The following is a 20,609-nucleotide window of genomic DNA, read 5'->3' as shown; positions in this document are numbered from 1 at the left end:
AATGATGGACGGGCGTGGCGGCAGAGCTCACGGCACGGACGTCAATCGAAAATTTACGACACCGTCGATTGCAGAGATTCTTGAGTCATTTTTCCGCGAATTAAGCGGAAGGCAATCACTTGCGATTTATCGAGAGTTGCTAGGTCCGACATCCGCGGAGATCGCCGCGGCGGGCTCTAACATACAGGTCGCAAGATGCGCTTTCTGCTTCGCATCACATTCTGGCTCGGGCTGGTGCTGGTGCTCCTGCCGCGGGACAAGACGCCCGAATCGGACAAGCTGCCGCAGATCGGCGCTGCCGATGCGGTGCAGGCTGCGACCGCGGCCGTCTCCGACATGACCCAGTTCTGCAAGCGCCAGCCCGCGGCCTGCGAGGTCGGCGGACAGGCCGCGACCATCATCGGCCAGCGCGCGCAGGACGGCGCGAAGAAGATCTACCAGATCATCAACGACAAGAAAGAGCAGCTCGAGAAGCCCGACAAGAAGGCGCCCGACCACACCGGCTCGATCGCGCTGGCCGGCGAAGGCGATACCGCAACCAGCGAGGCGCCGCGCGACACGCTGTCCCAGGACGACCTCGCGCTGGAATGGCGCGGCCCGGCGCCCGCGACAGCGAATTAGCGCCCAAACCCTATCGATTTCGGCGCTTTGCGTCCCTATATTGGCCTGAACGGGAACTTTGGGCCAGCATGACGACGATCGACGAAATCAGGGATAATTTCGAGATTCTGGACGAGTGGGACGACCGTTATCGGTACGTCATCGAGCTCGGCCGCACCCTGGAACCGATGTCCGAGGCGGAGCATTCGGCCGAGAACAAGGTGAATGGCTGTGTCAGCCAGGTCTGGCTTCAGAAGCTGATCGATCATCGCGATGGCGGCGCGCCGGTCCTGACATATCGCGGCGACAGTGACGCCCACATCGTGCGCGGGCTGGTCGCGATCGTGCTGTCGCTTTACTCCGGCCGCACGCCGCAGGAGATTCTTGCGACCGACGCCATTGCCGTATTCGACGAGTTCGGCTTTCGCGATCATCTGACGCCGCAGCGTTCCAACGGTCTGCGCTCGATGGTCGAGCGCATCAAGACCGACGCGAAAGAGGCGCTCGCGGAAGCGTCGTAGAAATTCTACTTCCGCTTCCGCTGCTGCTGTCCCAGTCCCATCTGCTTCGCAAGCTGCGAGCGGGCCACCGCATAGTTCGGCGCGACCATGGGATAGTCGGCCGGCAGGCCCCACTTCTCGCGATATTGCTCGGGCGTCATGTTGTACTGGGTGCGCAGATGGCGCTTCAGCGACTTGAAGCGCTTGCCGTCTTCAAGGCAGACCAGATAATCGGGCGCGATCGACTTCTTCAGCGAGACCGCCGGCTTCGCGGGCTCGAGCGGCACCGTCTCGGTACGGCCCGACGAAACGCGCACCAGCGCGCCATGGACCTGGCTGATCAGGTTCGGAATCTCAGCCGCAGGCGTTGGATTGTTGCTGAGATAGGCCGACACGATGCCCGCCGTCAGCTCAATGAAATTCTTAGCCCCAGCATCCGACATCGGCCCGACCTTTCTCCACCTTGCCTCGCACGGGATTGACGACGTCAAAGTATTCCGTGTCAACAATACGTTCGGTTGAAACGGGACGACTGAGGAGTATGGGCTGATTTACTGACGAAGCGACAAGAACGCCAGCGCTTTACTTGGCTGCGCCAGATTTGCCTGCGCCAGCTCTCAAGCCCCGCGTTGGTCGAGGTGGGAGCGCAGCTCGTCGATCGAGGCAAAGCGCATCATCCCCTCCGGCATCTGGGCTTCGATCGAGCCGTCGGAATAGAGCGAATAGGCCATGCCGTCGACGATGCCGGATTTGAGCACGGTCACGGGCGCCTGCTCGGCCGCGGCCGCAGGCTCCGGTGCGGGCGGCGGAGCAGCCTCCGCGAAGGTGGACGGCGAGCGCGGTGGCGGGCGCCGCGAGGCGGCCGGCGGCTCTGCAGGCCTCATGCGGTCCGGCTTCGGCCAGGCGTCGTCAAAGCTCGCAGGCGGCGCCTCCGGGGCGGCAGGCTCCGCCGACGGCTCGGCATGCGGCAGCGGCGGCACGCCCTCGCCGGTCTTGGCCTCCGCGCGCTCACGCTCCTTACGGGAAGTCGAGGCGAACATCAGGTTGCGCCGGCGTGGCGGTTCCGGAACCTCAGGCGGGCTCGGAAGCTCCGGCGGCGGCTCGGCGCGCGGACGCTCGCGCGCGGCTGCTTCGTTCTGCCAGGGCGGCGGGCCTGCGGCCGGCAATGGCGGCGCCGGCTCCATCTTCTCTGCGCCCGTCGGCTCAGGGGCGGTGGCAGGCGTTCCAGGCAAGCCGAGACCCGGAAGGACGGGCCTGACCCGAACGTCGGATGGCGCGATGGACCCAGCGATCCGGCGGGCCATGCCCTTCAATTCCGCGACCACGACATAGAGGCCGGCCAGTAACATTCCGGAGCAGACGCCGATGGTGCCGGAGATTATGAGGGTACTGCCGAGACTGAATTCCCTGACGGTGAAGCCGAACAGGATCGCAAGGAGGCCCGCCAAAACGGCGAAAATCCCCGCGATCAACAATGCCAACGCCATCGAACTCACCCCCGGCCGCGCAGCCACACGCGACCCTCGTCACGCCACGATACCGTCATCCGGTGTTCCACGCCAACGTCGAATTATAGCCTGCGTTCCTAAAGGAAAGAAAATCAGGGACTTATTCACATTCCCTTCAGCTACGGCTCGCTACTTCTAAGCTGCTCTCGATGTGGTCGGATTTGCTGCGTTGCATCAGGAATTTAGCCATAATGCCCAATTACTTGGTAATGGAACTGCGCTATAGGGATTCCGGGGAGCAGGCCCGCGCGCGCCAGCAGGGCCAAGAGGGGATTCCGGGTCACCAATAGCCATGACATCCATCACGACTTCGGCGATCGACACGCCTCTGCGGCGCTCGGTTGAACGGACTTGCGACGATCTCGCCATGCTGGTGCTGGCTGCGGTCGCCGTCATTGCAGGCTTGACCTTCCGGGACTACGGACTCGGCTGGGACGACTACACCCACGCCGAATATGCTGACCTGCTGCTGCGCATGTTCGGTTCCGGTTTCAAGGACACCGCGGCACTCTCCTTCGCCAACCTTTACATGTATGGCGGCGGCTTCGACATGGTCGCGGCTCTCCTGCACAAGGTGATTCCGCTCGAGCTGTTCGAGACGCGCCGTCTGGTCGGCGCCGTCGTCGGCGTGATCGGACTTGCGGTGACGTGGCGGCTCGGCCGCCGTGTCGGCGGCCCCCTTGCGGGACTTGCCTCACTCTTGCTGCTCGCGCTCTGCCCGATCTTCTACGGCCACATGTTCATGAACCCGAAGGATGCGCCCTTCGCGGTGGCCATGATCATCCTGATGCTGGGTCTCGTCCGCCTCGCCGAGGAATATCCGCAGCCTTCGCCGCGCACGATTCTGATCGTCGGCCTTGGTGCCGGCCTTTCGCTCGGCACCCGCATCCTCGGTGGTCTCGCGCTGGTCTACGCCGTGATCGGCTTCATGCCGCTGTTCCTGGAGGAACTGCGCAGCGAGGGCCTGCGCGAGTCGGTCCGACGCTTCGCTTATGTCGTCTACGTGCTGCTGCCCGGTCTCGTGCTCGGCTACCTCGTGATGGGGCTGATCTGGCCGTGGTCGATCATGGAGCCCGGCAATCCCTTCGAGGCGCTGACCTACTTCTCGCACTTCTTCGAGAAACCCTGGAAGGAGATGTTCGACGGCGCGATCGTATCCGTGCCGGACATGCCCTGGTCCTATCTGCCGACGCTGTTCGCGCTTCAGTTGCCCGAGGTGATGCTGGTGCTGATGTTCGGCGCCGTGATCGGCACCTTGGCACTGCTGCCGCGTCGCGAGGTTCCCGCCCGCCGCAAGACCATCCTGCTGATGCTCACGCTCGCCGCGACGCTGCCGCTGGCGATCGCGATGGTGAAGCGGCCCGCGCTGTACAACGGCATCCGCCATTTCGTCTTCGTGATCCCGCCGATGGCGGTGCTCGGCGGCGTTGCCTTTGGCTGGGCGATGGAGCGCCTGCGCGCCAATCACCGCACCTGGCAGCCGGTCGTGCTCGCCACCTTCTGCTTTGGCCTTGCGCTCTCGCTCGCCGAGATGATCCGGCTGCATCCCTATCAATACACCCACTTCAACCACATCGCCGGTACCGTGCGCGGTGCCGACGACCGCTTCATGCTGGATTATTGGGGTCTGGCGCTGAAGCAGGCCTCCGACGAATTGCGCGAGCAACTGATCGAACGCCAGGAAGTGCCGCCGCGTAACCGCAAATGGAAAGTCGCCGTGTGCGGTCCGCAACGCCCCGCCCAGGTCGCGCTCGGTCCCGATTTCACCATCGGCTGGGATTCCAATGCCGCCGATTTCGCCATGACGCTCGGCGAGTTCTACTGCAAGGGCCTCACCGCGCCCGTGCTGGTCGAGATCAAGCGCGACGACGTGGTGTTCGCCCGCGTCTACGACATCCGCGGCAGCAGCATTTCCAGCCTGCTCTCGATCCCGGCACCGTAATAAACTCCTCCGGACCGTAAGCCCCGATGAGCGCAGCGACATCCGGGGCCTATCAGGCAGCCCCGCATGTCGCTTCGCTCATGCGGGCTACGCTGGACTGCCGCGCTTTGTGTGCCTTGCTGGCAGCTCGCGGCAGGACTACCCTCCCTCCCCGCAACAACGATGTTCGGAGAGATCAACCATGTCGCCAGCGGAAGCGCGCCTGAAGGAAGTGCCGTCGAATATGACGGAGGCCGAGTGGCAGCAACGGGTCAATCTCGCCGCATGCTATCGTCTCGTCTCGCTCTACGGCTGGGACGATTTGGTCGACACCCATATCTCCGCCCGCGTGCCCGGCCCCGACCATCATTTCCTCATCAACCCCTACGGGCTGATGTTCGACGAGATCACGGCGTCGAGCCTGGTCAAGGTCGATCTGCACGGCAACCAGCTCTCCGAGAGCGAGTACAGCATCAACCCCGCCGGCTTCACCATCCACTCGGCGATCCACGAGGTGCGCGAGGACGCCATCTGCGTGCTGCATCTCCACACCCTCGACGGCACCGCGGTCTCGAGCAGCGCCGAAGGCCTGCTGCCGCTGAACCAGACCGCCCAGCTCGTCACCCACGACCTCGCCTATCATGACTACGAAGGCATCGCGCTCGACCACGACGAGCGGCCGCGGCTGCAGAAGGACCTCGGCGACCACAACCACATGCTGCTGCGCAACCACGGCACGATGACGGTCGGCCGTTCGGTCGCCTCGGCCTTCGAGCGCATGTATCACCTCGAGCGAGCCTGCTCGATGCAGGTACGTACCCGCGCGCTGGGCACGCCGGTCTATCCGGTCGACGATGTCGCGATCGACAAGAACACCGAGCTGCTCGCCAACCGCGATCGGGCCGAATTGCGCGCCACCAACCTCGTGTGGCCGCCGCTGCTGCGCAAGCTGGACCGCGAGCTTCCGGGCTACCGGTCTTGAGATTTTCGGGATTTGGTGTAGGGTAGGTCTCAACACCCTCTACACATTTTCGGAATGAAACGCCGCCCAATTCCGGGCGGCGTTTTTATTTAGCCCGTCATTGCGAGGAGCGAAGCGACGAAGCAATCCAGGCTGTCTCCGCGGAGAGATTTCTGGATTGCTTCGCTACGCTCGCAATGACGAGGAAAGAGCGCCCGCTACTTCACCTCCGCCAGCGCCGCGAGGATGCGCGCCCAGGAACGGATGCCTTTCTGGAAGCTGCGGAGGTCGTACTTCTCGTTCGGCGAGTGGATATTGTCGTCGTCGAGGCCGAAACCAACGAGCAGCGAATCCAGCCCCAGCGTGCGCTTGAAGTCCGCGACGATCGGGATCGAGGCGCCCGATCCCATCAGCACGGTCTCCTTGCCCCATTCCTCGGTCAGCGCGGTCTTGGCCGCGGCGAGCGGCTTCATGTTCCAGTCGAGCGCAATTGCAGGCCCGGCAGAGTGGTCGCCGAACTCGACCTTGCAGTCTCCCGGAATGCGCGCCGTCACGTACTCACGGAAAGCCTTGCGGATCTTTTGCGGATCCTGCCCTTCGACCAGCCGGAACGAGACCTTGGCCGAGGCGTGCGACGGGATCACCGTCTTCGAGCCCTCACCGATATAACCGCCCCAGATGCCGTTGACGTCGCAGGTCGGACGCGTGGAAGCCTGCTCGACCAGGAGCCTGCCCTTCTCGCCGGCCGGTATCGATAGTCCGACCGGCTTGAGGAACGTGTCCGGTGTGAAATCGAGCTTCTTCCACTGCGCGAGAATGTCCGGCGGGGTGTCCTTCACCCCGTCATAGAAGCCCGGAATGGTGATACGGTTGTCATCGTCGAACAGCCCGCCGAGAATTTTGGTCAGCACCCGGATCGGATTCATCGCGCTGCCGCCGAACACGCCGGAATGCAGGTCGCGATTGGCGGCGGTGATCTTGAGCTCCTCATAGAGCAGACCGCGCAGCGAGGTCGTGATCGCCGGCGTGTTGCGGTCCCACATGCCGGTGTCGCAGACCAGCACGTAGTCCGCCCTAAACTCGTCCTTGTTGGCTTCGATGAAGGGCACGAAGTTCTTCGAGCCGACTTCTTCCTCGCCTTCGATCAGGAAAGTGACGTCGATCGGCAGCGACCCCGTCACCTTCTTCCAGGCGCGGCAGGCCTCGACGAAAGTCATGACCTGGCCCTTGTCGTCCTCGGCGCCGCGCGCCACGATGATCTTGCGGCCGTCGGCATGGTCGGTCACATCAGGCTCAAATGGCGGACGGTGCCAGAGCTCGATCGGATCGACCGGCTGCACATCATAGTGGCCGTAGAACAGCACATGCGGCCGGCCGCCCGCGACGCTCTTGCCGACGACCGCGGGATGGCCGGCGGTCGGCCTCACTTCAGTCGCAACGCCGAGGCTCGCGATGTCTCTGGCAAGATGCTCGGCCGCCGCCTTGCAATCGGGCGCGAAGGCCGGATCGGCGGAGATCGACTTGATCCGCAACAGCGAGAACAGACGCTCCAGGCTGTTGTCAAACTCCTTGTCGATGTGGTCGAGCACGGATTGAAGCTGCGCATTTGCCATTGTCGTATTCCCTGCGTTCGAATCCCAAGACGTCGGGGCTCAAGCTGTCTTCTCAAGAACTATCGGCTTTTAGCGCTGCCGCGGCGTTGGGGCCAGCCGCAACCGGCGGATGCCGGATGTGCCATGCGAGACTAGCTGCGAGGACCGCTGTGGCGACGAGGTTATTGCCCCAGGCCTGGAAGACATTGGGAAACCACGGCAGCGCCAGCAGCATGAGGATGCCGGCGGCGCCAAGGGAAAGCCAGGTTCCCAGGCGCACGTTCGCCCGCTCGTCGAAGGCGGCACGATGCATCAGCACCGTCATCGGGAAGAACAGCCACATGAAGTAGTATTGCCGCGCCAGGGGCGATGCCACCGTCATTAGGCAGAACAGGATGGCGAGCTCCTCGGCGTCCGAGCGCGCCGTACGCCGCGCTTGCCGTGGCATGACCGCGACGAAGCCCAATCCGAGCAACGCCGACAGCGCCAGCACGATCCAGTTCGCCGTCCTGTAATCGACGTCGATGACATTCATCGTGCGCGGCGGCTTGTTGGGATCCTCCTGATTGTAATTGATTGGCCGGACCAGCCGATGCGTGACGGCAATGAGCGACTGGTTCACCCACGACCAGTTCTGCTCGTCGCGCTGGCCAAATCCTTGTTCCGAGCTCGACCCGACCATGCCCTGATACCACGTCTTGAGCTCGGCGGCGTTGCGCTCGAAGCCGCGAATGGGGGCCGGCACGATATAGAGAAGTATGCTGGTGAAGGCGACCGTAGCGACGGCGGCTGCCCACTTCCGCCGCCAGACCAGATAGGGCAGCACCGCAATGGGAAACACCTTGATGGCGGTGGCGAGCGCGAACATGAAGCCAGCGAGCCAGGAGCGCTGATGCTGCAAGCTCCAGAAGCCGTAGAGCATCATCGCCAGCAGCACGAGGTTCGGCTGGCCAAGATCGAACATGTCGAACACGAAGGTCACGGTGACGAGAGCCGGCAGCGCCTCCAGCCAGGGGCCAGGCGTGCGGCCCGAACCGGTCATGGCGTTGGAGAGCATCCCGGTGTACCACCACGCCGCAATATTCAGGATCGACAGCACGCTGTAGAGCGCGATCTTGCCGAACCAGCTCGGGATCGCCAGCAGGATCGCCGGCAGCGGTGGATAGATGAACTCGAAGTACGCACGGATGTCGCCGGGATAGAGCGGCCCACCCTTTAAGACCTGCTGCCCGGCCCAGTACCACAGGCCGTAGTCCTTGGTCTTGCCGTGCCCAAAGATCTCGGGACCGAGGACATCGGCAGCTAGGATGAAGCAGCAGAGCAGGAAGAGCAGGTCGAGCGGCGCACGCAACGACAGGTTTCGGAATGCGCCGGGTCGGACGAAAGATTCAGGTGAGGTCACGATGTGGTCCAGTCAGGGGCCATAGCACCTAGCAGACCAACGGACGCTTGGAGAGTCCTGATCACCCGAATTTGTACCCGCCGCGCACAAGCGGCGGGTCTGCGGACGAATTGCCTCAAACGAGGCTTTCTGCCTACCTGCGCAGCAAGCCGCCGAGCGCGCCGCGGACCAGCGTGCGGCCGATCGAGCCACCAAGCTGGCCGGCGACCGACTTGCCGATATTGGCGGCCATCCCCCCGATCACCTGATTGGTAACCGATCGGGTCATGTCGCGCGCGATGACCTGGCCCGTCGACAGGCGGCCGCGCTTGACGTTGGTACCGAAGATTGTGCCGACGATCGAGCCGATCTGGCCGAGGATACCGCCGCTTCCATTTCCGCCAGCCGCGCCGGGATCGGCAGTCGCAGCCGTGCCGGCAATGCGCTTCTGAATCATCTCGTAGGCGGACTCTGCATCGACGGCGGTGTCGTATTTGCCCTTCACCGGGCTTGCATCCATGATCGCCTTGCGCTCTTCCGGCGTGATCGGTCCGATCCGGGCCGATGGCGGCCGGATCATCACCCGCTCGACCATCGCCGGCGTGCCGTTGCCTTCGAGAAACGAGACCAGCGCCTCGCCCTTGCCGAGCTCCATGATCACCTTGGCAGTGTCGAGCTTCGGGTTGGGCCGGAAGGTCTGGGCCGCGGCGGCGACCGCCTTCTGGTCGCGTGGAGTGAAGGCGCGGAGCGCGTGCTGCACCCGGTTGCCCAATTGTCCGAGCACGCGGTCCGGCACGTCGACCGGGTTTTGCGTGACGAAATAAACGCCGACGCCTTTGGAGCGGATCAGGCGCACCACCTGCTCGATCTTGTCCATCAGCGCCTTGGGCGCGTCGTTGAACAGCAGATGCGCCTCGTCGAAGAAGAAGACCAGCTTCGGCTTGGGCAGGTCACCGGCCTCGGGCAGCTCCTCGAACAGCTCCGACAGCATCCACAGCAGGAATGTCGCGTAAAGCCGTGGGCTCTGCAGCAGCTTGTCGGCGACGAGGATGTTGACCATGCCGCGGCCGTCGCGGTCGGTCTTCATGAAGTCTTTCAGCGTCAGCGCCGGCTCGCCGAAGAATTTGGTGGCGCCCTGGTTCTCCAGCACCAGAAGCTGGCGCTGGATGGTGCCGACCGTGGCCTTGGTGACGTTGCCAAAACCCTGCGCCGCCTTCTTGATCTCGGCAAGCGGACTCTCCTCGGCATCCGCCCCCTTCTTGCCGGCGTCGGGCACGATGGCATCGAGCAGCGCGCGCAGATCCTTCATGTCGATCAGCGTCAGCCCGTTGTCGTCGGCGACGCGGAAGGCGACATTGAGCACGCCTTCCTGCACGTCGTTCAGGTCGAGCATACGTGCGAGCAGCAGCGGGCCCATTTCCGTGACGGTCGCCCGCACCGGGTGGCCCTGCTCGCCGAACACGTCCCAGAACACCGTCGAGAACTGGTCGGGCTGGAACGTCAGTCCCATCTCGGTAGCGCGCTTGACGATGAAATCTTTGGCTTCGCCGACCTCGGAGATGCCTGAGAGGTCGCCCTTGATGTCGGCCGCGAACACTGGAACACCGGCGCGCGCAAATCCTTCTGCCATCACTTGCAGCGAGACCGTCTTGCCGGTTCCGGTTGCACCCGTGACGAGGCCGTGGCGATTGGCGAACGCCAGCGTCAGCCATGCCTGCTCGCTTCCTTTACCGACGAAGATCTTGTCGTCGGTATCACCGAGCTTGCTGTCCTGTGCGGTCATTATTCCCTGATCTCTCTGCCCTGTTTCGCATATCGAAACTCGAATGCACCAGTTCCGTAGTTTAACGCATATCGCGCGCTGATTGAAACCATTCAAAGCGCTCCGGGCATGCGACATCGTCGGAAACATGCGAGTGACATCCGCCGAAAGTAGGAACGACGCATTCGCATCGCGGCATTTTTCTGCCGATTTCATCTCCGCCCTTGCATCGCTGCAACACTTCTCGCGCGTTCGAGAATGAATCGGAACGTTGACGGCGTTCATCGCTTGTATTTCACATCGCACCGGCTCAAGATCATTTTCGAAAGCAATACTCCGGCATGTGAACCGGCTGAGGGGCGGCCATATGGACGAGCTGATCGGGCGGCTGGCGACAAACGCCAGCATAGATAGTGCTGTCGCCGAAAAGACCGTCGGCATTATCCTGGGCTTCCTCCGCAACGAGGGTCCTTCCGACAGCGTCCAGGTCCTGATCGACCAGATTCCAGGTGCAGAAGCGGCAATCGAGGCGTCCCGCAGCGGCGGAGGACTGTCGCGGCTGATGGGCGGCGGCCTGATGGCGGTGGGCACGCGCCTGATGGGCCTGGGACTTGGCATGTCCGAGATTCAGAACATCGCCCGTGAACTTTTTCGCTTCGGCCGAGACAAAATCGGAGCGGATCAGATGGGCAAGATCATCGCGGGGACCCCGGGCCTCAGCCAGTTCGCCTGACGCCTGCGCATTTCACATCGAGTATCATGACATATCCGATCTCCGAGATTGAGGGCCTGTCGGCCTTTGCCGCCAACAAGTTGAAGGCGCACGGTATCCGCACCACCGACGCGCTGCTCGAGGCGGCATCGACCGTGAAGGGCCGCAAGGCGCTCTCCGCCAAGACCGGCATCAGCGAGCAGTTGCTGCTGGAATGGGCCAACGTCTCCGACTACATGCGCATCCCCGGCATGGGCCGGGCCAAGGTCGGCCTGGTCCGCGCCGCCGGCGTCACCACCGTGCGCGAGCTCGCCTACCGAAATCCGGCAAGGCTCGCCCAGAGCATGCGGGACGCCAACGAGAAGAAAAAGCTCCTCCGCATCCTGCCCTCGGAAAAGTCGGTCGGCGACATCATCGCCAAGGCGAAAAAGCTGCCGCCGAAGATTTCGTATTGATCCAGGGAGAAGGCTGGGCAGATAGAGCACCGCTCCTTCCCGGTCGTCATTGCGAGCGCAGCGAAGCAATCCAGAGTCTCTCCGCAGCGGCAGCCTGGATTGCTTCGCTACGCTCGCAATGACGGAGTGTGGGCAAGAGCATCGCGCCCTCACCGGCCCCGGAGCGCATTGGGCGACTGGATCGCCCCCAATCCCGCCTTGAATCCCCCCTCCCCGACCGCTAAAGCGGGCCGCATGAATGCCTCGCCTTCCCCATCCGTCCCGGCGGCCGGTTCAGTCGGGCTTGACGTGCTGCGGACGCTGCTGGAGCGGCCGATCCCGGCGGTGATGGGCGTGCTCAACGTCACCCCGGATTCATTCTCCGACGGCGGCGAATTCATCGCGCCCGCGCAGGCGCTCGCGCGGGCAAGGGCGATGATCGAGGCCGGAGTTGACATCATCGATATCGGTGCCGAGTCCACCCGGCCCTACAAGGGCGCGCGGCCGGTCACCGCGGAAGACGAACTGGCGCGGCTGAGGCCGGTGCTATCGGACATCGTGGCGCTCGGTGTGCCGGTCTCGATCGACAGCATGAAGGCGGAAGTGGTGGCCTTCGCGCTCGATCAGGGCGCGGCGATTGCCAACGACGTCTGGGGCCTGCAGCGCGATGCCGGCATGGCGCCGATAGTGGCCGCGAGGAGCGTCCCCGTCATCGTCATGCACAACCGCGACAGCGTCGATCCTGCCATCGACATCGTTGCGGACATGAAGGCGTTCTTTCAGCGCTCGCTGGATATCGCGGCACAAGCGGGCATCGCCCGCGACAAGATCGTGCTCGATCCCGGCATCGGCTTCGGCAAGACGGCCGAGCAGAGCATGATTGCGCTGGCGCGGCTGCGTGAATTCGACATGTTTGGCCTGCCGATCCTCGTTGGTGCCTCGCGAAAACGCTTCATCGCTTCGGTGTCGCCGTCGGAGCCGACAGAGCGGCTCGCCGGCTCGATCGCCGCGCATCTGATCGCCGCACAGCGCGGCGCGAAAATCATCAGGACCCATGACGTCGCCGAAACCTTGCAGGCCCTGCGAGTGGCGCACGCAATCGAGAGCAAGCCATGACCGATACGATCTTCGTGAGCGGCCTGTCGATCCATGCCCGCCACGGCGTGATGGAGCACGAGACCGAGGTCGGCCAACGTTTTGTCATCGACCTCGAGCTCTATACCGACCTGTCGGAACCTTCCCGCAGCGACCGGCTCGCCGACACCGTGTCCTATGCCGACGTCGTGGCGACCACCACCGCAGCCTTCAAGAACACCAATTACAAGCTGCTGGAGCGCGCGGCCGGCGCGGTGGCCGATGCCATCCTGTCGCACTTTCCGCGCATCCGTGCGGTCAAGATCACCGTGCACAAGCCTCATGCGCCGATCGCCGCGATCTTCGACGACGTCGGCATCATGCTGACGCGCTCGCGGCACCCCTGACATGGCAAGCGTCCTGATTGCGCTCGGCGGCAATGTCGGCGATGTCCGCACGACGTTCCAGAAGGCGATCGCCCATATCTGCGGCATGGCGCAGGCCGCGTTGATCGCGCGCTCGTCGGACTATGCGACACCGCCCTGGGGCGACGAGGACCAGGCTCCTTTCATCAACGCCTGCGTCGAGATCGAGACCGATCTCGATCCGCATGCGCTGCTGTTCGTGATGCAGAAGATCGAGCAGAAATTCGGCCGCACCCGCGATAAAGAGCGGCGCTGGGGCCCGCGCACGCTCGATCTCGACATGATCGCCTATGACGATGTGTCGATGCAGAAGCCCGACCTGACCCTGCCGCATCCGCGCCTGTTCGAGCGCGCCTTTGTGCTGGTGCCGCTGGCCGAGATCGCGCCCGACCGCGTGATCGCAGGCATTCATGTCCGTGACGGTCTCGCCAGCGTCTCGACACAAGGCATTGAGCGGCTTCCGGATACCGGTTAACCAAAAACAACCGTTTGCAGGGACGGCCGGCCGTGGCAATTTCGCCTGCGAACAACAAGATTTTTCGGGAGCCCCTCGCCGCATGACCTCCGCGACTGACGACCTGCCGCTGGCGGCGGATTTTCCCAAGGCGACCGTCGACGACTGGCGCAAGCTGGTCGATGGCGTGCTGAAGGGCGCGCCATTCGAGAAGCTGGTCGCCAAGACCTATGACGGAATCAAGATCGATCCGCTCTATCCGCGCGCCAAAGGCGTTGCGCCCGTGGTGGGTCGGCCGGCGGCGGCGCCCTGGCAGATCATGCAGCGGATCGACCATCCCGATGCAAGTGCGGCGAATGCGCAGGCACTGACCGATCTCGAAAATGGCGCGACGGGTCTGGCGCTGGTGTTCGCCGGCGGCAATGCCGCTCACGGTTTCGGGCTGGAACCGACCGCGGACGCAGTCGCAAAGATCTTGAAGGATATCCATCTCGATGCCGGCATCGGGCTGGAGCTCGAGATCGGTCCGCAATCGCGGATGGCGGCGATCCACGTCGCGGAATATGTGAAGAGCAACGGCATCGATCCCGCGGCCTGCGACATTCGCTTCGGGCTCGACCCGCTCGCGGCCGGCGCGGTGTGGGGCCACAGCCCCTATACCTGGGATGAGATCGTTCCGGCCGTCACCGGCGGCATCAAGGGCCTCGCCGCGCTCGGCTTCAAGGGACCGTTCGCATCAGCCGACGGACGCGTGATCCACGATGCCGGTGGCTCGGAGGTGCAGGAGCTCGCCTTTGTGCTCGCCTGCGGCATCGCCTATTTGCGCGCGATCGAGGCCGCGGGCGTTCCGCTGGAGCAGGCGCGGGGCATGGTCTATGCGCGGCTTGCCGCGGATGCAGATCAGTTCCTCACCATGGCAAAATTCCGCGCCTTGCGGCTGCTATGGGCGCGTATCGAGACGGCGTGCGGGCTCACGCCAAGACCGCTGTTCATCGCCGCCGATACCGCCTGGCGCATGCTGACGCAGCGCGATCCCTATGTGAACATGCTGCGCGCGACCATGGCGACGTTTGCGGCCGGACTCGCCGGCGCGAACGCGATCACCGTGCTGCCGCATACGCTGGCGCTCGGCCTGCCCGATCCGTTCGCGCGGCGCGTGGCGCGCAATACGCAAGCCGTGCTGCTGGAAGAGAGCAACCTCGCCAAGGTCAGCGATCCCGCGGCAGGCGCAGGCGGCATCGAGACATTGACGGGACAGCTCTGCGACGCGGCTTGGGCGCTATTCCAGGAGAGCGAGAAAGCCGGCGGCGCCTTCGCTGCGCTTCAGCAGGGCCTGTTCCAGAGCAAGGTCGCGGCCGCGCGAAAAGCCCGCGACGCTAACATCGCAAAACGCCGCGACGTGCTGACCGGCGCCAGTGAGTTTCCGAACCTGCACGAGAATGAGACGACGGTGCTGAAGGCGACGCCGATCGCGCTGGCGCCTTATGGCGAGCAAAAATACAAGTTCGACGCGCTGCCGCCGATCCGGCTTGCGGAACCGTTCGAGGCGCTGCGCGACAAATCCGATGCGGCGTTGAAGGCACAGGGCGCCCGGCCGAAAGTGTTCTTGGCCAATCTCGGCACACCTGCCGATTTCACGGCGCGCGCGAGCTTTGCCAAGAGCTTGTTCGAGACCGGCGGCATCCAGGCCGTCGACAGCGAGGGCTTCGCCGATCCGGCCACGCTCGTAGCCGCGTTCACGGCTTCCGGCGCCCAGCTTGCCTGTCTTTGTTCCAGCGACAAGGTCTATGCGGAACACGCCGAAGCCGCGGCGCAGGCCCTGCAAACCGCCGGGGCGCGACTTATCTATCTGGCAGGCCGCCCGACCGATGCCGAGGCGGCGCTGCGTGCAGCCGGCGTCACCGGTTTTGTCTTCGCCGGGGGCGACGCGCTTGCCACGCTGCAAGACACGTATCGACGGATGGAGCAGCCATGACCGAAGCAGGCAAACCTGTTCTCACCGGCGGCTGCCAATGCGGGGCAGTGCGCTTTGGAGTCATGACGGCGCCGAACAGGGTTTCGATCTGCCACTGCCGGATGTGCCAGAAGGCCAGCGGCGCGCCGTTCGCCTCTTTTGCCGACATCAACAAGACGGGCTTTGCCTGGACCAAGGGGCAGCCGTCGTTCTTCCGCTCCTCCTCCATCGCCGAGCGCGGCTTCTGCGCCGCCTGCGGCACGCCGCTGAGCTTTGGCCGCATCGACGGCGACCGGATCGAGATCATGACCGGCGCGTTCGACCGCCCCGACCACGTGGTGCCGACGCGGCAGTTCGGCACCGAGTCCCGCCTCGGTTGGGTGGTCGGGATCGCCAATTTGCCCAGCCAGACCACGCAGCAGAATTACGGGCCGGAGAAGATGGCGACCATCGTCAGCCATCAGCATCCGGATCATGATTGAGCGCCTATGATATGGTTGAAACCATGAGCCGCATTCCCAATTTCGCCGACGTCGCCTTCGAGCGCATCGCCACCGCCGCTCCATCCGGCAGCGCCGAGCCGTGGCTGACGCCCGAGGGCATTCTGGTGAAGCCGGCCTATGGTGAAGGCGACCTGGCCGGGCTCGACTTCCTCGAGACCTATCCGGGCATCGCGCCTTACCTGCGCGGCCCCTACCCGACCATGTACGTCAACCAGCCCTGGACCGTCAGGCAATATGCCGGCTTCTCCACGGCGGAGGATTCCAACGCGTTCTACCGCCGTAATCTCGCGGCCGGACAGAAGGGCCTCTCGGTCGCCTTCGATCTCGCCACCCATCGCGGCTATGACAGCGACCATCCGCGCGTCGGCGGCGACGTCGGCATGGCCGGCGTTGCCATCGATTCCATCTACGACATGCGCACGCTGTTTGCCGGGATTCCGCTCGACCAGATGAGCGTGTCCATGACCATGAACGGCGCGGTGCTGCCGATCCTCGCGCTCTATGTCGCTGCTGCCGATGAACAGGGCGTGCCGCCGGAGAAGCTCTCAGGGACCATTCAGAACGACATTCTGAAAGAGTTCATGGTGCGCAACACCTACATCTATCCGCCTGCGCCCTCGATGCGGATCATCTCGGACATTTTTGCGTATACCTCGCAAAAAATGCCGAAATACAATTCGATCTCGATCTCCGGCTATCACATGCAGGAGGCCGGGGCGACGCAGGACCTCGAGCTCGCCTATACCTTGGCCGACGGCGTCGAGTATCTTCGCGCCGGCCTTGCGGCGGGCCTCGATGTCGACCGCTTCGCGCCGCGGCTGTCGTTTTTCTGGGCGACCGGGATGAACTTCTTCATGGAAGTGGCCAAGATGCGCGCCGCGCGGCTGCTCTGGGCGAAGCTGCTGAAGCCGTTCAATCCGAAGGATCCGCGCTCGCTGTCACTGCGCACGCATTGCCAGACCTCCGGCTGGTCGCTGACCGCGCAGGACGTCTTCAACAACGTGATGCGCACGACTGTGGAAGCGATGGCGGCGACGCAGGGCCATACCCAGTCGCTGCACACCAACGCGCTCGACGAGGCGCTGGCGCTGCCGACCGATTTCTCTGCGCGTATCGCCCGCAACACCCAGCTCTTCCTGCAGCAGGAGAGCGGCACCACCCGCATCATCGATCCCTGGGGTGGCTCGTATTATGTCGAGCGTCTCACCCGCGACCTCGCCGCCAAGGCCTGGAGCCACATCCAGGAGGTCGAGGAGCTCGGCGGCATGGCCAAGGCCATCGAGGCCGGCGTGCCGAAGCTGCGCATCGAGGAAGCCTCGGCGAAGACCCAGGCCCGCATCGATGCCGGCAAGCAGGCGGTGATCGGCGTCAACAAATACAAGCCGACCGACGAAGCTCCGATCGATATCCTCAAGGTCGACAACACCAATGTCCGCCGGCTCCAGATCGACAAGCTGACGCGGCTGAAATCCGAACGCAACCAGAAGGACGTCGAGGCCGCGCTCGCCGCGCTGACGCGCTCGGCCGGCGAAGGCAACGGCAATCTGTTGGCGCTCGCCATTGATGCCGCGCGCGCGAAGGCAACCGTCGGCGAGATCTCGGACGCGATGGAGAAGGTGTTCGGCCGGCACCGCGCCGAGATCAAATCCATCACCGGCGTCTACAAGCGGGAGGCGTCCAGCATGGGTAACCGGGTCGAGAAGGTTCAGGCGCTGATCGACGCCTTCGAGGAGGCGGAAGGCCGCCGTCCGCGCATCCTGGTCGCAAAAATCGGCCAGGACGGTCACGACCGCGGCCAAAAAGTGATCGCGTCGGCCTTCGCCGATATCGGCTTCGACGTCGACATCGGGCCGCTGTTCGCAACCGCCGACGAAGCCGCGCGCCAGGCGGTCGAGAACGATGTCCACATCCTCGGCGTCTCCTCGCTCGCGGCCGCCCATCTCACCGCCGTGCCGGAGCTGAAGGCCGCGCTGAAGAAGCAGGGCCGCGACGACATCATGATCATCGTCGGCGGCGTGGTGCCGCCACAGGATTACGATGCGCTCTACGCGGCCGGCGCCGAAGCGATCTTCCCGCCGGGCACGGTGATTGCGGACGCGGCCGAAGAGCTGATCCGCAAGCTGAACGCCCGGCTCGGGCATAGCGAGGCGGCAGCGTAGCTCGCCATCGCTCTTCGAAAGGATAGTGCGTGATATTTTCCGCGCCGGCGTTCATGCGCGCGCTAGCTGTGGTCGCAGCCTGCAGCGCGTTGTTGGCTACTGCCCATGCTGCCGACCCCAAGCCCGACGCGGTGATCAAGACCAAGAGCATCGAGGCCCGCGTCTTCCTCGACGACAAGGTCAAGGTCGATGCGGCGCTGGCGGCCGACTGCCTGACTGAAGGCAAGAAGTGGCTCGACAAGAACGCGGCAGAAGCCACCGCCTCGCGCAAAGAGGATCCGCAGTTCTTCAGGGATGGCGGCTGGGACTTTGAGCGCAAATATGCGGTTCGCTCCGTCGTCGCCGACCGCTATGTCAGCATTCTCCGCAACGACTACATGGATACCCACGGCGCCCATCCCAACTCCGACGTGAACACGGTCCTGTGGGACAAGACTGACAACAAGCGCATCTCCATCCGCCCGTTCTTCACCGAGACCGCCGACAACGGCCCGGCCATGAAGGCAATGGTGAAGGCGGTGATCGCATCGTTGAAGATCGAGAAGAAGAAGCGCGATACCAGCGAGACCGCGACCGACGAATGGTTCAAGAGCGTGGAGCCGAGCCTGCTCAAGATCGGCGCCGTGACGCTCGCGCCTTCAACCGACGCGGGCAAGAGTTCCGGCCTCACTTTCCACTACCCGCCCTACGCAGTCGGCCCCTACGCCGAGGGCGAATATCTCGCTTTCGTGCCGTGGGAAACGCTGAAACCCTATCTCACCGCGGAAGGCACCCGCATCTTCGGCGGCGCGCGGCCGAAGAGCGACGCGGACGAGCCGCAATGATCGTGTTGAGCGACAGGTTGCTCGCAGAGCGCTGGTAGCGCTGCCTTGCAGCCGCGCTGCAAAGCCGACTAGAATGTCGCCATTGACAAGAGCGCCCGAAATCATGGGCGCCGCTGGGAGGCATTCATGTCCAAGATTACGCGCCGCAGCTTTGCGGCCTCTTCCGCTGCGGTTGCAGCGTCGGCCGCATTCGGCCTCACACCGGCACTTGCGCAAGCCTATCCGGCGCGGCCCGTCACCGTGATCGTGCCCTGGGGCGCGGGCGGCGGCACCGACGCGACTGCACGCATTGTCGCAGCGCTGTTGGAGAAGGATCTCGGCCAGCCCTTCAACGTGGTCAATCGCACCGGCGGCTCCGGCGTCGTCGGCCATACCGCGATCGCGACCGCGCAGCCCGATGGCTACACCATCGGCATGCTCACGGTCGAAATCTCGATGATGCACTGGCAGGGGCTGACCGAGCTGGCGCCGAAGAGCTACACCCCGCTGGCGCTGATGAACGAAGATCCCCCGGGCATCCAGGTCTCCTCCTCCTCGCCTTACAAGACGGTGAAGGAACTCGCGGAAGCCATCAAGGCGGCCCCTCCCGGCAAGTTCAAGGCCTCCGGCACCGGCCAGGGCGGCATCTGGCATCTCGCGCTGGTCGGCTGGATGCAGGCAATGGGCCTGCCCGCCAACCAGGTCGCCTGGGTGCCGTCGAACGGCGCCGCACCCGCGATGCAGGACCTCGCCGCCGGCGGCCTCGACCTCACCACCTGCTCGGTGCCGGAAGCTCGCGCCATCATCGAGGCCGGCAAGGCCAGGAGCCTTGCCATCATGGCCCCGGCGCGCAATCCGATCTTCAAGGACGTGCCGACGCTGAAGGAGGCGATGGGCATCGACTACGCGACCGGCGCCTGGCGCGGCATCGGTGCGCCGAAGAACCTTCCGCCGGAGATCGCAACGAAGCTCACTGCGGCGCTGAAGAAGGTCTACGACTCCGCCGAGTTCAAGGACTTCATGGGCAATCGCGGCTTCGGCACCGTGTGGGGCGACGCCGGTCAGTTCGCAAGCTTCATGGACAAGGGGGACGCCCAGATGGGCGAAGCCATGAAGGCGGCGGGTCTGAGCAAGGCGTAATCTCCTGCGGCTATCACGCGAGGCGATAGTTGATTGAAGTGGCCGGTCCGCACGCTCAATTCACCTCGCCCCGCTTGCGGGGAGAGGTCGGAATGCGTGCGAACCGCGGATTCCGGGTGAGGGGGACTCTCCGCGAATCCAGCTTTCACCTCCCCCGCGGAGAGCCCCCCTCACCCCGACCCTCTCCCCGCGCGCGGGGAGAGGGAGAACATCTCTTGTAGGACTCCTCCCATGCGTCTTCCCGACTCCGTCACGGGATCGTTTCTCGTCGTGCTCGGCACAGCAGCCGCCTATGGCGGCTGGCTGCTGCCGCCGGTGCCTGGGCAGCCGGTCGGCCCCAACGTATTTCCGCTCGTGATCGGCATCGGGCTTGCGCTGTGCGGGCTCGCGATCGTGTTCGGGATCGGCCACACCTTCGAGGAGGCGGAAGAGCTGATCCCGCTCGAGGATGGCCAGGCAGCGGCTGCCCCGCCGCCGCAGGGAAAGTTGTACGGCCTGCGCGCGCTGCTGCCCCCGGCGCTGCTGCTGTTCTACGTGGTCGCGGCCGACCGCCTCGGCTTCATCGTCACCGCGGCGATCATGGTCTACGTCACCTCGACCGCGTTGGGGGCGAAGTGGAAGCTGGCGCTGCCGCTCGCAGCACTGGCGCCGTTCGCCATCCACCTCATCTTCGGCAAGCTGCTGCGCGTGCCGCTTCCCGCCGGCTTGCTGCCGACGCCGTGGTGA

20 protein-coding genes are annotated in these 20,609 nt (G+C 64.4%); 15 read left to right on the top strand and 5 right to left on the bottom strand.

The window, feature by feature from the left end; genetic code table 11:
* Nucleotides 1-195 precede the first annotated feature (195 nt).
* Together AC0L3U_RS09510 and AC0L3U_RS09505 are read left to right on the top strand one after the other, a co-directional pair.
* Entirely contained in the window at nt 196-621 is a 426-nt protein-coding gene (locus tag AC0L3U_RS09510; RefSeq protein ID WP_219684869.1) for a DUF5330 domain-containing protein, read from the top strand.
* A 68-nt stretch (nt 622-689) separates the two neighbouring features.
* Entirely contained in the window at nt 690-1,121 is a 432-nt protein-coding gene (locus tag AC0L3U_RS09505; RefSeq protein ID WP_456765174.1) for a SufE family protein, read from the top strand.
* A gap of 5 nt (nt 1,122-1,126) precedes the next feature.
* Here the strand turns inward: AC0L3U_RS09505 and AC0L3U_RS09500 are convergent, their stop codons facing one another.
* Complete coding sequence (locus AC0L3U_RS09500) at nt 1,127-1,543, bottom strand: Ros/MucR family transcriptional regulator (protein ID WP_027569063.1); 417 nt, start codon at nt 1,541-1,543, stop codon at nt 1,127-1,129.
* A gap of 174 nt (nt 1,544-1,717) precedes the next feature.
* Nucleotides 1,718-2,587, bottom strand: a complete 870-nt coding sequence (locus AC0L3U_RS09495; protein WP_473361550.1) for a DUF308 domain-containing protein — start codon at nt 2,585-2,587, stop codon at nt 1,718-1,720.
* A gap of 313 nt (nt 2,588-2,900) precedes the next feature.
* Between AC0L3U_RS09495 and AC0L3U_RS09490 the strand changes: the two genes are divergently transcribed.
* Both AC0L3U_RS09490 and AC0L3U_RS09485 read left to right on the top strand, forming a co-directional pair.
* Nucleotides 2,901-4,550 carry an ArnT family glycosyltransferase gene (locus AC0L3U_RS09490; protein WP_473361549.1) on the top strand — a complete coding sequence of 550 codons (1,650 nt, stop codon included), beginning with the start codon at nt 2,901-2,903 and terminating at the stop codon, nt 4,548-4,550.
* A gap of 181 nt (nt 4,551-4,731) precedes the next feature.
* Nucleotides 4,732-5,511, top strand: coding sequence for a class II aldolase/adducin family protein (locus AC0L3U_RS09485; RefSeq protein WP_007593534.1), 780 nt, complete (start codon nt 4,732-4,734; stop codon nt 5,509-5,511).
* A 197-nt stretch (nt 5,512-5,708) separates the two neighbouring features.
* Here the strand turns inward: AC0L3U_RS09485 and AC0L3U_RS09480 are convergent, their stop codons facing one another.
* The 3 genes from AC0L3U_RS09480 to AC0L3U_RS09470 all read right to left on the bottom strand — a co-directional run bounded on the left by AC0L3U_RS09480 (nt 5,709) and on the right by AC0L3U_RS09470 (nt 10,246).
* On the bottom strand, nt 5,709-7,103 hold the full coding sequence (locus AC0L3U_RS09480; RefSeq protein WP_473361548.1) for a M20/M25/M40 family metallo-hydrolase: 1,395 nt from the start codon (nt 7,101-7,103) through the stop codon (nt 5,709-5,711).
* Between the two features lie 52 nt (nt 7,104-7,155).
* Nucleotides 7,156-8,484, bottom strand: a complete 1,329-nt coding sequence (locus AC0L3U_RS09475) for a glycosyltransferase family 87 protein (RefSeq protein ID WP_473361547.1) — start codon at nt 8,482-8,484, stop codon at nt 7,156-7,158.
* Nucleotides 8,485-8,617: 133 nt separating this feature from the next.
* On the bottom strand, nt 8,618-10,246 hold the full coding sequence (locus AC0L3U_RS09470) for a helicase HerA-like domain-containing protein (RefSeq protein ID WP_473361546.1): 1,629 nt from the start codon (nt 10,244-10,246) through the stop codon (nt 8,618-8,620).
* A gap of 346 nt (nt 10,247-10,592) precedes the next feature.
* On the opposite strand from AC0L3U_RS09470, the gene AC0L3U_RS09465 reads away from it, so the two are divergent.
* The 11 genes from AC0L3U_RS09465 to AC0L3U_RS09415 all read left to right on the top strand — a co-directional run bounded on the left by AC0L3U_RS09465 (nt 10,593) and on the right by AC0L3U_RS09415 (nt 20,609).
* Nucleotides 10,593-10,958, top strand: coding sequence for a DUF2267 domain-containing protein (locus tag AC0L3U_RS09465; protein ID WP_247399217.1), 366 nt, complete (start codon nt 10,593-10,595; stop codon nt 10,956-10,958).
* A 26-nt stretch (nt 10,959-10,984) separates the two neighbouring features.
* The gene (locus AC0L3U_RS09460) at nt 10,985-11,392 is read left to right on the top strand and encodes a DUF4332 domain-containing protein (RefSeq protein ID WP_007593543.1); all 408 of its coding nucleotides are present in this window, start codon (nt 10,985-10,987) and stop codon (nt 11,390-11,392) included.
* A 234-nt stretch (nt 11,393-11,626) separates the two neighbouring features.
* Entirely contained in the window at nt 11,627-12,487 is an 861-nt protein-coding gene (gene folP / locus AC0L3U_RS09455; RefSeq protein WP_473361545.1) for a dihydropteroate synthase, read from the top strand.
* Nucleotides 12,484-12,852: a dihydroneopterin aldolase gene (gene folB / locus AC0L3U_RS09450; RefSeq protein WP_027516901.1), complete on the top strand. Its 369-nt coding sequence runs from the start codon at nt 12,484-12,486 to the stop codon at nt 12,850-12,852. The genes folP and folB overlap by 4 nt, the downstream gene beginning before the upstream one ends.
* Nucleotide 12,853: 1 nt before the next feature.
* Nucleotides 12,854-13,345: a 2-amino-4-hydroxy-6-hydroxymethyldihydropteridine diphosphokinase gene (gene folK, locus AC0L3U_RS09445; protein ID WP_473361544.1), complete on the top strand. Its 492-nt coding sequence runs from the start codon at nt 12,854-12,856 to the stop codon at nt 13,343-13,345.
* An 82-nt stretch (nt 13,346-13,427) separates the two neighbouring features.
* On the top strand, nt 13,428-15,299 hold the full coding sequence (locus AC0L3U_RS09440) for a methylmalonyl-CoA mutase family protein (protein ID WP_473361543.1): 1,872 nt from the start codon (nt 13,428-13,430) through the stop codon (nt 15,297-15,299).
* A complete protein-coding gene (locus AC0L3U_RS09435; protein WP_473361542.1) occupies nt 15,296-15,760 on the top strand; it encodes a GFA family protein in 465 nt (154 codons plus the stop codon). Before AC0L3U_RS09440 ends, AC0L3U_RS09435 begins: the two co-directional genes overlap by 4 nt.
* Before the next feature lie 23 nt (nt 15,761-15,783).
* On the top strand, nt 15,784-17,940 hold the full coding sequence (scpA, locus tag AC0L3U_RS09430) for a methylmalonyl-CoA mutase (RefSeq protein WP_473361541.1): 2,157 nt from the start codon (nt 15,784-15,786) through the stop codon (nt 17,938-17,940).
* A 53-nt stretch (nt 17,941-17,993) separates the two neighbouring features.
* Entirely contained in the window at nt 17,994-18,764 is a 771-nt protein-coding gene (locus tag AC0L3U_RS09425) for an RsiV family protein (protein ID WP_473361602.1), read from the top strand.
* 126 nt (nt 18,765-18,890) lie between these two features.
* Nucleotides 18,891-19,883, top strand: a complete 993-nt coding sequence (locus tag AC0L3U_RS09420) for a tripartite tricarboxylate transporter substrate binding protein (RefSeq protein ID WP_007608179.1) — start codon at nt 18,891-18,893, stop codon at nt 19,881-19,883.
* A 231-nt stretch (nt 19,884-20,114) separates the two neighbouring features.
* Nucleotides 20,115-20,609, top strand: coding sequence for a tripartite tricarboxylate transporter TctB family protein (locus tag AC0L3U_RS09415; protein WP_027569049.1), 495 nt, complete (start codon nt 20,115-20,117; stop codon nt 20,607-20,609).

The organism is Bradyrhizobium sp. Kon69, assembly GCF_055807515.1.
The sequence above is the reverse complement of the archived record's forward strand: the minus strand, read 5'-3'. Positions and strand labels throughout refer to the sequence as shown.